The organism is Anaerotruncus sp. DFI.9.16, assembly GCF_024461615.1.
Taxonomy (GTDB): domain Bacteria; phylum Bacillota; class Clostridia; order Oscillospirales; family Ruminococcaceae; genus Anaerotruncus; species Anaerotruncus massiliensis.
The window spans coordinates 102331-112724 of the sequence record NZ_JANFZX010000004.1 but is presented as its reverse complement, the minus strand read 5'-3'; the positions used below and the strand labels follow the sequence as shown (position 1 = coordinate 112724).

Sequence of the window (10394 nt, the reverse complement as noted above, 5' to 3'; positions counted from 1 at the left end):
CGGCCGTTGACCGCCCGCGCCCGGTCCGCGTTTCCGAGAAAATATTTTTTCCGCGGGGGTTGACAAGACTATCTGTAATAGATATAATTACAGTATAAACTGATACAACAAAATTTACAGTTAGGAACGGAGGAACCTCATGAAGGCGAAGCACCTCATGGCCCTGCTGGGCGCGGCACTCATGGCGGCGGCGCTCACGGCGTGCGCGCGGGAGAGCGGGGAGGTCCCGTCCGCCCCGCAGGCACCGGCCTCCGCAACGAACGCCGGGGAGAGCGCGGACGGCGCGGCCCCGGCGGCGGAATACCACAAGATCACCGCTGAGGAGGCCAAGGAGCGGCTCGACGCCAATCCCGACGCGGTCATCGTCGACGTCCGCACGCCGGAGGAGCATGCGGCGGAGCGGATCGAAGGCTCGATCAACGTCCCGAACGAGTCGATCGGAGACGAGCAGCCCGCGCTGCTGCCCGACCTCGACGCGGAGATCCTCGTCCACTGCCGCACGGGGGTGCGCAGCCGGCAGGCTGCCGAAAAGCTGGTCGCGCTCGGCTATACCAACGTCTATGACTTCGGGGGCATCGTGGATTGGCCGTACGGCACGGTAACCGGCGAATGACCCGGGGCGAACGGCTGCAAATCCTGCTGGCCGCAGCGGCGCTTCTGCTCCTGCTGGCGCTCTTTTTTCAGGGCCGGGCGGCAAGCTGTATCATATAAGGAGGAACGGATGTGAAGAACCCACTGATGACCCTGCTCGGCGCGGCGGCGATGGCCGCGCTGCTCGCCGCCTGCGCGGCTCCCGCTCCGGAGGCTCCCGCCCTCCCGGAGCCGTCCGGCCCCGTGCGGAGCGCGGAACAGGCCGAGGCGGCCTCCGCGCTGCGGGAGACCTCCTCCGAGGACCCCGCGCCCCAGCCGCCGGGCGGGGAGCTGCCGGTGAAGGCGATCCCCGGCTGCCGCGCCGACCTGCCCTACCCGCTCAAGATGTCGGGGGAGAGCCTGGCCACCGACTTCACCCACTGGGCGGCGAAGGACCTCGACGGCAACGTCGTCACCGAGGAGGTGCTGGCGGGCAGCCGTCTCACGCTCGTGAGCGTGTGGAGCACCTTCTGCGACTCCTGCGTGGCGGATATGGCCGCGCTCCAGCAGCTCTACACGGAATATGACCGCGCGGACCTGAACATTATCGGGATCGCCGCGAGCGCGCAGGCGGAGGACGGCTCGATCAGCGAGGGAGAGGTCGAGATCATCCGGCAGATCCAGGAGATGACGGGCGCGGAGTTTTTGCAGCTGCTGCCCTCCGACGACCTGATCGCGATCAAGCTGAAGGATCTCGGCACCGTGCCCGAGAGCTTCCTGCTCGACAGCGCGGGCAACGTCGTCGGCGGATCGCTCTACGGCGGGCGCACGGCGGAGGAGTTCCGCCGGATGGCCGACGACGGTCTGCGGGCGCTTTCGGAGGAGGCGGACGCATGACCCACTTCGTCCTGAGCACCCTGCTCTCCTTCGCGGGCGTGGCGGCGGCCCTCGCGGTCCTGCTCGCCGCGGGCGCGCTGGTGAAGCTGGGCGGCAACCGCGCGCCGCCCCTTCTCTGCATGGCCGTCTCCGCGGTCTACGGCGCCTCCCAGCTTGCCGTCCTCGCCCGCCAGCAGAGCGGGCTGGCCTGCGCGCTCGCCCCCGGAAGGGCCGTGCTTTTGCACGGCGCGCTTCTGGCGGTGCATCTCGTCCTGCTGGGAGGGCTTCTGCGGCGGCTGCGGCAGATTGCCTCTTGATTCCGCTAACTGTATGATGTACAATTACAGTTAGTGGATGCAATAAGGAGGAAACACAGATGACAAGTGAATTCGCCATCGCGGTACACGCGTTGGTCTATCTCAACCACAAGGGGGAAACCGTCTCGAGCGAGGCGCTCGCCGAAAACATCTGCACCAACCCGGCGCGGGTGCGCAAGGTGATGGCCAAGCTGAAGAAGGCGGGCCTCGTCGCCACCAAGGAGGGGGTCGACGGGGGATACCATTTCATCAAGGCTCCCGCGGAGGTCACCCTCCGCCGCATCGACGAGGCGGTCGACGTCCGGCTGGTATCCGCCTGCTGGAAGCCGGGCGACCGGGAGAAGGCCTGCCTGGTGGCCTCCGGCATGGGGGACATCATGGACGACATCTATTCCGACCTCGACGAGCTCTGCCGCCGCAGGCTGGGGGAGATCACCATCGCGGACATCGACCGGAAAATATTCGGACCACACACGAGCTGAGAAAGAAGGCATTTTTGTGAAGCAGTATGACGCAATCGTAATCGGTTTCGGCAAGGGGGGCAAAACCCTTGCGGGCAAACTCGGCGCGAGCGGCAAAACCGTCGCGATGATCGAAAAATCCGACAGGATGTATGGGGGCACCTGCATCAACGTGGGGTGCATCCCCTCCAAATCGCTGGTGCGCAGTTCGGGCATCTCCCATGGGCACCGAAACGCGGACTTTGAGAAGAAGCAGGCGTTCTACGCCGCCGCCATCGAGGAGAAACGCCGCCTGACCGCCATGCTGCGCAAAAAGAACTTTGACAAGCTCGACGGCAACCCCAACGTCACCGTTTTCAACGGCATGGGCAGCTTCCTTTCGCCGACGCAGGTGCAGGTCGTGTCCGACCGGGGGGAGACGCTCGTCCTCGAGGGGAAGCAGATCTTCATCAACACCGGCTCCACCCCCGTCGTCCCGCCCATCGAGGGGCTCCGGGAGAACCCGTTCGTCTACCTGAGCGAGGGGCTCATGGACCTTGAAAAGCTCCCCCGCCGGCTGGCGATCATCGGCGGAGGCTACATCGGGCTCGAGTTCGCCTCGATCTACGCGGGCTTCGGCTCGCAGGTCACGGTGTTCGAGGGCGCGCCCGTGTTCCTGCCCCGCGAGGACGCGGATATCGCCGCCGAAATCAAAAAGGCGCTCGAAGCAAAGGGCGTCGCCTTCCAGATCGGCGCGGCGGTCAAAAAGGTCGCGGACGCGGGCGACCACGCGGAGGTGACCTTCGCGCGGGAGAGCGCGGAGGAGACGCTCGCGGCGGACGCGGTGCTCGTCGCGACCGGCCGCCGCCCCAACACCGACGGCCTCAACGCGGCCGAGGCGGGAGTCGAGCTGACTCCGCGCGGCGCGGTCAAGGTGGACGAAAAGCTGCGCACCACCGCCCCGAACATCTGGGCGATGGGGGACGTTGTGGGCGGCTTGCAGTTCACCTACGTCTCTCTCGACGATTTCCGGATCGTCTGGTCGCAGCTTTCGGGCGGCGATTACGACGCCGCCAGGCGCAAAAACGTCCCCTACAGCGTCTTCATCGACCCCTCCTTCTCCCGCGTCGGCCTCAACGAAAGGGAGGCGCGCGAGGCGGGCCGCAATGTGAAGGTCCTCACCCTGCCGGCCGCCGCCATCCCCAAGGCGCAGGTGCTAAAGCACCCCGTCGGCCTGCTCAAGGCGGTCGTCGACGCGGACACCAACAAGATCCTGGGCGCGATGCTCTTCTGCGAGGAGAGCTACGAGATGATCAACATCGTCAAGCTCGCGATGGACCTCGACGCCGACTATACCGTGCTCGGCAGGCAGGTCTTCACCCACCCGACGATGAGCGAGGCGCTCAACGACCTCTTCGCCTGATTTCTTTTGACCTCCTCATATCCCATAAAAAGGGACGCAGCGGCTTGCCGCTGCGTCCCTTTTTATGGGATAAATGATAGAATATATTACCAACTGTATAACATTACTCCGACAGCTGCACGATCCCGATGCAGGTGACGCCGACGGACAGCAGGGTGACCGCCGTCCGGCCGTCCAGCTTCCCGAGCACGGAAAGCACCAGTGTGGCGACGCCCATCGCGAGGCCGACCGCCCGGAGGACCAGCAGGGCCGTCCGGCGGAGCTCCCGGCCCGCGGGCGCGCCGCGGTTTTCGGCGGGAGCCTGCCCGCGGCAGCGCAGCAGCTCGTCGGTCGAGATCCCGAGGATGTCCGCGAGCGCGGGAAGGGTGCCGATGTCGGGGCAGGAGATTCCGCGCTCCCATTTGGACACCGCCTTGTCCGTCACGTGTAGCAGGTCGGCGAGCTCCTTCTGCGTCATGTTTTTCGATTTCCGAACGCTGCTGATGAGGTCCCCCATGTGGTTATAATCCATCCGCGCCCCTCCTTTGGTAATTGTGTTCATGATACCAGAAGCCGCCGGGTTTGGCACGCGAATGACGGTCGACCGGGGTAAACGGCTGGTGGAGTTTCCGGTGGAGCGCCGTCAGGACGGCTCCTTCCAGCGGCAGAGGCGGCGGGCGAGCAGGTCGACTGCCAGAAAGAGCGCCGCGCCCACCACCGAGATCACGACGATGCCGCCGTACATTTCGAGGTAGTCGATGCGGCTCCATGCGTCGAGGATGTAGTAGCCGATCCCTGCGCGGGTGCCGTACGCCTCGACGATGAAGAGGACGGCCAGCGCGGTGCCCACGCCGATGCGCAGGCTGGTGAAGAGCTCGGGCAGCACGGCGGGAAGTGTGATCTGCCCGAGCAGGCGGCCGCGCGAGGCCCCTGCGCTGACGGCCACCTGGTAGAGGCCGGGGTCGACGGCCCGGGCCGCGTCCCGCGTGGCGACGATCACCTGGAAGAGGACGGTCAGCAGGATGATGAGGATCTTCGAGCCGTCCCGCAGGCCGAAGAGGAGCATCGCGACGGGCAGCAGGGCGGTCTTGGGGACGGGGTAGGAGAAGTAGACGACCGGGTGGAGCAGGGCGTTCCAACGGGGGGAGGCGGCCATCAGCAGGCCGACCGGCACCCCGACCGCGAGCGCGAGGAAGAGCCCCGCGAACACCCGCCAGAGGCTCGCGCCGATGTGGCGGAAGACGCCCGCGGCGAGCACGTCCCCAAAGTGGGCATATACATCCACGGGGCCGGGCAGCGCGCGGGTGTCGAGCAGCGCGGCGGCGGCCAGCCAGAGCAGGTTGACCGCCGCGAAGCCGAGCAGGAAGGCGCCCGTCTTTTTCATGACGCGGCCTCCTCTCCGGCGGCGAGCAGGATTTCCCGCCGCAGCTCGTGGGAGAACGCCTCGAAATCGGGGCCGCCCGGTTCGGGCAGGCCCTGCCAGGGGTTCTCCAGGAGGCGGGCAAAGCGCCCGCCCTTTCCCATGACGGCGATCTGGCCCGCGAGGTAGAGCGCCTCCTCCGGGCGATGGGTCACCACGACCGCCGTTGCGCCCGAATCCCGCCAGAGCTCGAAGCAGAGCCGTCTGGCGCGGTCGGCCGCCGCCGCGTCGAGCGCGGCGAAGGGTTCGTCCATCAGCAGCAGGCGCGGCTTCATGAGCAGCGCGCGCGCGAGCGCCGCCCGCTGCGCCTGCCCGCCGCTTAATTCGCGCGGGTGGCGGTCGAGCAGGCCGCCGATGCCCAGCCGCGCGCAGAGGGCGTCAAGCTCCCTTTCGCCGGACGCGCCGCGCAGCCGCGCGCAGAAAAGGCAGTTCTCCCGCACCGTCTTCCAGGGGAGCAGGCCGTAGCTCTGGGGGATGAGGCCGATGGCGGTATCACGCGGGGAGAGGGGCGCGCCGCAGAAGCGGACGCGCCCCCCCGCGGGCGGGAGCACGCCGGCCAGCAGGTTCACGAGGGTCGTCTTGCCGCAGCCGGACGGCCCGAGCAGCGCAAGCAGCCCTCCTTCCCCGAGGGAGAAGGAGAGCCCGTCGATGACCGGGCGGCTCGCGCGTGGGTAGCGCGCCGTGAGGTTTTCAACTTCCAGCATCGCGCTTATCCGAGGTCGCCGAGCAGGTCGGCTGGGGTGAGGGAAGCGGGGCAGAGCCCCTTGCCCGAGGCCCAGGCGACCGCGTCGGAGAGGACGGCGGCGTCGGGCAGCGCGTTTTTGCGGAAGACGGGCAGCTCGATTCTGCCCGCGAGCTCCTCTGGGAAGCCCGCGCCCGCGATCACGACCGGCTCGTATTCCGAGAGGGGGGTGTTGTTCACGTAGTCGACCGCCTCGTCGTAGGCGGCGTAGTACTTTCTGATCGCGCCGGCCTTCCCGTCGATCGCCGACTGGGTGAAGGCGGAGACGGCGGGATAGAGCCCCGCCGTGTTGGCGCTGCCGAGCTCGACGGCGCCGTCGGTGAGGGCGAGGGTCGCGAACGGCTCGGGCAGCAGGCAGAGGTCGACCTCGCCGCTGCGCAGCATCTCAAGGCGGTCGGGGATGCGGGGGACGACCGCCTTTTTGAGGTAGTCCGCGCCGTACCCCTCCTGCGTAAGGATGTAGTCAAGCGCGTATTCGATCAGCGTGTTTTCCGAAATCGCGATCGATTTCCCGGCGGCGTCCGCGAGCGTCGTGACGCCGGAATCCGGACCGGCGAGCAGCAGGTAGTCGCCGTCGGTCATGCCGGTGATCTTCACGTCGAGCCCGGCGTTCTGGTAGATGCACACGCCGATGAAATCGGTGAACACCCCGTCGAGCTCGCCCGCCTGCAGCGCCGCGTCGCGGTCCTTGGCGGAGGAGAAGACCTGCATGTCGAGGACGACGCCCTGCTTTTCATCGAGCTTCTGGTCCTTCATGACCGCCAGCGGGATGATGTCGGACGAATACATGACGCCGATGCGCAGCGTATCGGGCTCGGGCTGTCTGCCGCACGCGGCGAGCCCCGCCGCGGCGAGCGCCGCGAGCAACAGGGCCGCGGCGCGCTTCAAAATGGTTTTTTTCATGGTTCTTCCCTCCAACGCTGATATAGATGGTTTTCAACGCCCAGGCAGTCGAGCGCCCGGCCTGCCACGAAGGAGACAAGGTTGTCGACCGTCCGGGGGCGGTGGTAAAACGCGGGCATCGCGGGCAGGATCGTCGCGCCACACTGACTGAGCGTCAGCATGTTCTGCAGGTGGATCGAGGTGAGCGGCGTTTCGCGCGGCACCAGCAGGAGGGGCCGCCGCTGCTTGAGCATGACGTCCGCCGCCCGGGTGAGCAGGTCGGTCGTGACGCCGCACGCGAGCCTGCCGAGCGTCGACATCGAGCAGGGCGCGACCACCATCCCCGCGAACCGCCGCGAGCCGCTCGCGAGCGGGGAGAAGAGGTCGGCGTTGTCCTCGAGCACGGCGTTGGGGCGTTCCCCGGCCCAGCGTTCGAGCGAGACGCCCGTCTCATATTCCAGCACCCGGCGGCCGGTATCGGTGGCGACGACCCGCAGGGCCGCGCCGCTTTCCAGCAGGGCGTCCGAGATGCGCAGCGCATAGGCGCTCCCGCTCGCGCCGGTGATCCCGATGATGTAGGTTTCCATAGAAGCCCTCCTTTCAGAGGTAGATGTCGAGGATGCCGAAGACCAGCAGCGCGAGGCTGGTGAGCTGGCTCATGCTGTAGGAGGCGACGTTGACTCCCTCGAGCCGCCGGGGGGAGACCATCGTGTGCTGCACCGCCATGAGGGCGGCGGCGGCGAGCAGCCCCGCGCCGAAGAGAAGTCCCATATGCGGCTCCAGCAGGAGGAAGGCCGCGAGGCAGACGAGCGCCGCGGCATGAAACGCGGTGCTGATATGCAGCGCGCCCGCCACGCCGAACCGCACGGGGATCGAATGAAGGCCGTTTTGCCGGTCGAAGTCATAGTCCTGGCAGCCGTAGATGACGTCGAAGCCGGCGGTCCACAGGCAGTTGGCCGCGCCGAGCAGCAGCGGCGGCAGGGAAAACCGCCCCGTCACCGCGAGCCACGCGCCGACCGGCGCGATGCCGCAGGTCGCGCCCAGAAAGAGGTGGCAGAGCCAGGTGAACCGCTTGGTGTAGGAGTAGAAGGCCATCATCAGAAGGGCGAGGGGGGAGAGGACCAGGCAGAGGGGGTTCAGCATCGCGGCGCTTACGACGAGCAGCGCGAAGCAGGCGGCTGAAAGCGCGACCGTCTCGCGCACGGAGATTTCGCCGCGCGGGATCTGCCGTCCGGCGGTGCGGGGGTTTTTCGCGTCGATCCTCGCGTCGATCGCGCGGTTGAGGGCGTTGGCCCCCGTGCGCGCCGACAGGAAGGCGAGCGCGGCCCACGCCGCCGTCCAGAGTCGCGGCCTGCCGTTCGACGCGGCGAGGAAGGCGACGGCGCCGAACGAGAGGGAGAAGATCGTGTGGCTGAACATCACAAGCGTCCCGTAGGCGCGCAGCTTCCGAATCAGTTTATGAGCGAGTTCCATATCGAAGGCGCCTCCACGTCAGAATCCGTATTCTTCCCACCGCGCGTCCACCCGCGCGGTCATTTCCGGCGACATCGTGATGTCGTCCGGCCAGGGACGGGTGAGCCCCTCCCCCGGCAGCTTTTTCGTCGCGTCGAGCGCGATTTTCCCGTCCTTCACCACGAGGTCGCGCCCCGCGTCGATGTTGTTGAAGATCCGCCAGAGCACCTCCGAGCGGTCGGCGAGGTTCACCGTGTCGTCGAGCGCCACGGCGAACGAGACGCCCTCCGCCTCGAGCGCGGCCAGCGCGGCCTCCCGGCCGTCGCCCGGCGCGCGCTTTTGGACCGGCAGGAGGGCGTAACGCCCCGTCCGGGGCGTTACGCCCGGTTTCGCGGTTGCGTCGACGCCCAGCCGCGCGCCGTAGAGGGCGCGGTCGGACGAGTGGTCGAGCGCGTCGAGCGGGCCGTCCGAGAGGAGGTAGTCCGACGCGGGATCGGCGTTTTGGAGCACCGCCGCGAGCACCGCGCCGGTGTCGCGCGGGTCGACCGACGCGTCCACCGCGACGATCAGCTTGGTGTAGCGCATCTGTCCCATCCCCCACATCGCGTTCATGACGGTGCGCGCCGCGCCGGGGAAGTCGTTTTTGACCGAGACGACCGCGCAGTTGTGGAATACCCCCTCGAAGGGGAGGCAGAGGTCGCACAGCTGGGGCATCTGCAGCTTCAGAACGGGCAGGAAGATGCGTTCGGTGGCCTTCGCCAGATAGCAGTCCTCCATCGGGGGCCTGCCCACGACGGTCGCCAGGTAGACGGGGTTTCTCCGGCGGGTGACGCAGGTGACGTGGAAGCGGGGGTACCAGTCGGCCAGCGAGTAGTAGCCGGTGTGGTCGCCGAACGGGCCCTCCCACACGGGGGGCTCCTCGGTGTCGACGTATCCCTCGAGCACGAACTGCGCGTCCCGCGGCACCCACAGGTCGCTGGCGACGCATTTTGTCAGCGCGACGGGCCGCCTGCGCAGGAAGCCCGCGAGCAGCATCTCGTCGAGACCGGGCGGCAGCGGCGCGGTCGCGGCGTAGGTGATCTCGGGGCCGCAGCCGAGCGCGACCGCGACGGGCATTTTCCCGCCGTGCTCCCGCCACGCCTCATAGATGGCAGAGCCGTCCTTGTGCTTGTGCCAGTGCATGGCGGTGGAGGTCCTGTCAAGCACCTGCATCCGGTACATGCCGCAGTTCTGCGTCCGCGCGCCGGGCAGCTTGGTGAAGACGAGCGGCAGGGTGAAGAAGCGGCCGCCGTCCTGCGGCCAGCAGTGGAGCACCGGCAGCGCCGAGAGGTCGGGCTCCCGCTCGATCACCTGCTGGCAGGGCGGGCGGGTAAGGCGCAGGCGGCGCCGGTGGGGAAAGCAGGCGGCGAGGCGCGGGAGACGAGGGGCGAAGCGGATGAGGTTTCCGAGGGAGGTGTAGTTGCCGAAATCGAGATAGCGGGCCACGTCGCCGCCGATTTCGTCGAGGCTTTCGGCGCCCAGCGCGAGCGCCATGCGCGCGTCGGAGCCCATCGCGTTGATGAGCAAGGGGAAATCGGAGCCCTCGACCCGCTCGAAGAGAAGGGCCGGGCCGCCCCGCTTCATGACGCGGCCGGCGATTTCGGTGATCTCCAGGATGGGGGAGACGGGCGCGGAAATCCGCATGAGTTCGCCGCGCTTTTCGAGCGCGGCGATGAATGCCTGCAAGTCCCGGTAGGCCAATTTGGACGGCCTCCTTTCTCTGGAAAAAACGGTTATCGGGTAATTTGTTAAATAGATGGCGAGGAAGTTGGACACATTATATAAAATGGCAAAAAACCATTGATAAATACTTGACAAATACCAAAGATATAATTATATTAGAAATTGCTTAATTACTAATTTCCTTAATATTATACACGAAAAACGGGGGGGAATCAATGGCGAATCCAGCGAAGGACGCGGCGGCGCTCTGCGCGCTGCTGGCGAACGAAAACCGCATGGTCATCCTCTGCCATTTGATGACCGGCCCCATGAACGTCGGGCAGCTGCACAAGCGCCTCAAGGGGATCACCCAGTCGGCGCTCTCCCAGCACCTGACGCTGCTACGGGCCAACCGGATTGTTGAGTGCGACAAGCAGGGACAGAGCATGGTCTACAAGATCGTCGACCAGCGGGCGATCCGGCTGATCGAAACGGTCGAGGAGATCTTCCTGCTGAAGGCCGCGGCGGGGATGCCCCCGGACGGCGAAACGAACGAGCGCAAATGATTCCACGCCGGGAGCGAACTGGCGGA

At 66.9% G+C, this 10394-nt stretch carries 13 protein-coding genes; 6 read left to right on the top strand and 7 right to left on the bottom strand.

The features are described 5' to 3' along the window. Positions 1 to 139: 139 nt before the first annotated feature. The 5 genes from NE609_RS03670 (at position 140) to NE609_RS03650 (ending at position 3626) form a co-directional block, all read left to right on the top strand. On the top strand, positions 140 to 613 hold the full coding sequence (locus NE609_RS03670) for a rhodanese-like domain-containing protein (RefSeq protein WP_256151763.1): 474 nt from the start codon (positions 140 to 142) through the stop codon (positions 611 to 613). Positions 614 to 723: 110 nt separating this feature from the next. Then, entirely contained in the window at positions 724 to 1467 is a 744-nt protein-coding gene (locus NE609_RS03665) for a TlpA disulfide reductase family protein (RefSeq protein WP_256151762.1), read from the top strand. After that, positions 1464 to 1763, top strand: a complete 300-nt coding sequence (locus tag NE609_RS03660; protein WP_256151761.1) for a hypothetical protein — start codon at positions 1464 to 1466, stop codon at positions 1761 to 1763. Before NE609_RS03665 ends, NE609_RS03660 begins: the two co-directional genes overlap by 4 nt. 59 nt (positions 1764 to 1822) lie before the next feature. After that, entirely contained in the window at positions 1823 to 2245 is a 423-nt protein-coding gene (locus NE609_RS03655; RefSeq protein WP_101552011.1) for an Rrf2 family transcriptional regulator, read from the top strand. Positions 2246 to 2261: 16 nt separating this feature from the next. Beyond that, entirely contained in the window at positions 2262 to 3626 is a 1365-nt protein-coding gene (locus tag NE609_RS03650) for an FAD-dependent oxidoreductase (protein WP_121587470.1), read from the top strand. A 103-nt stretch (positions 3627 to 3729) separates the two neighbouring features. Here the strand turns inward: NE609_RS03650 and NE609_RS03645 are convergent, their stop codons facing one another. The 7 genes from NE609_RS03645 to NE609_RS03615 form a co-directional block, all read right to left on the bottom strand. After that, positions 3730 to 4137, bottom strand: coding sequence for a helix-turn-helix domain-containing protein (locus NE609_RS03645; RefSeq protein WP_256151760.1), 408 nt, complete (start codon positions 4135 to 4137; stop codon positions 3730 to 3732). Between the two features lie 111 nt (positions 4138 to 4248). After that, on the bottom strand, positions 4249 to 4989 hold the full coding sequence (locus NE609_RS03640) for an ABC transporter permease (protein ID WP_256151759.1): 741 nt from the start codon (positions 4987 to 4989) through the stop codon (positions 4249 to 4251). Beyond that, positions 4986 to 5729 (bottom strand): ATP-binding cassette domain-containing protein, encoded by a 744-nt coding sequence (locus NE609_RS03635; RefSeq protein WP_256151758.1) that lies wholly within the window; start codon positions 5727 to 5729, stop codon positions 4986 to 4988. The genes NE609_RS03640 and NE609_RS03635 overlap by 4 nt, the downstream gene beginning before the upstream one ends. Positions 5730 to 5734: 5 nt before the next feature. Continuing rightward, positions 5735 to 6670, bottom strand: coding sequence for an ABC transporter substrate-binding protein (locus tag NE609_RS03630; RefSeq protein ID WP_256151757.1), 936 nt, complete (start codon positions 6668 to 6670; stop codon positions 5735 to 5737). After that, the gene (locus NE609_RS03625) at positions 6667 to 7236 is read right to left on the bottom strand and encodes a UbiX family flavin prenyltransferase (RefSeq protein WP_256151756.1); all 570 of its coding nucleotides are present in this window, start codon (positions 7234 to 7236) and stop codon (positions 6667 to 6669) included. Before NE609_RS03625 ends, NE609_RS03630 begins: the two co-directional genes overlap by 4 nt. A 13-nt stretch (positions 7237 to 7249) precedes the next feature. Further along, complete coding sequence (locus NE609_RS03620; protein ID WP_121587464.1) at positions 7250 to 8122, bottom strand: 4-hydroxybenzoate octaprenyltransferase; 873 nt, start codon at positions 8120 to 8122, stop codon at positions 7250 to 7252. Between the two features lie 18 nt (positions 8123 to 8140). Beyond that, entirely contained in the window at positions 8141 to 9841 is a 1701-nt protein-coding gene (locus NE609_RS03615; RefSeq protein WP_256151755.1) for a menaquinone biosynthesis decarboxylase, read from the bottom strand. Positions 9842 to 10038: 197 nt separating this feature from the next. On the opposite strand from NE609_RS03615, the gene NE609_RS03610 reads away from it, so the two are divergent. Next, positions 10039 to 10368, top strand: coding sequence for a helix-turn-helix transcriptional regulator (locus tag NE609_RS03610; protein WP_242970865.1), 330 nt, complete (start codon positions 10039 to 10041; stop codon positions 10366 to 10368). Positions 10369 to 10394: the final 26 nt, after the last annotated feature.

Excerpts from the sequence above, each read along its gene's own strand:
- NE609_RS03670 (WP_256151763.1), top strand. The coding sequence starts at position 140 with ATGAAGGCGAAGCACCTCATGGCCCTGCTGGGCGCGGCACTCATGGCG.
- NE609_RS03660 (WP_256151761.1), top strand. The coding sequence starts at position 1,464 with ATGACCCACTTCGTCCTGAGCACCCTGCTCTCCTTCGCGGGCGTGGCG.
- NE609_RS03655 (WP_101552011.1), top strand. The coding sequence starts at position 1,823 with ATGACAAGTGAATTCGCCATCGCGGTACACGCGTTGGTCTATCTCAAC.
- NE609_RS03645 (WP_256151760.1), bottom strand. The coding sequence starts at position 4,137 with ATGGATTATAACCACATGGGGGACCTCATCAGCAGCGTTCGGAAATCG.
- NE609_RS03640 (WP_256151759.1), bottom strand. The coding sequence starts at position 4,989 with ATGAAAAAGACGGGCGCCTTCCTGCTCGGCTTCGCGGCGGTCAACCTG.
- NE609_RS03635 (WP_256151758.1), bottom strand. The coding sequence starts at position 5,729 with ATGCTGGAAGTTGAAAACCTCACGGCGCGCTACCCACGCGCGAGCCGC.
- NE609_RS03630 (WP_256151757.1), bottom strand. The coding sequence starts at position 6,670 with ATGAAAAAAACCATTTTGAAGCGCGCCGCGGCCCTGTTGCTCGCGGCG.
- NE609_RS03625 (WP_256151756.1), bottom strand. The coding sequence starts at position 7,236 with ATGGAAACCTACATCATCGGGATCACCGGCGCGAGCGGGAGCGCCTAT.
- NE609_RS03620 (WP_121587464.1), bottom strand. The coding sequence starts at position 8,122 with ATGGAACTCGCTCATAAACTGATTCGGAAGCTGCGCGCCTACGGGACG.
- NE609_RS03610 (WP_242970865.1), top strand. The coding sequence starts at position 10,039 with ATGGCGAATCCAGCGAAGGACGCGGCGGCGCTCTGCGCGCTGCTGGCG.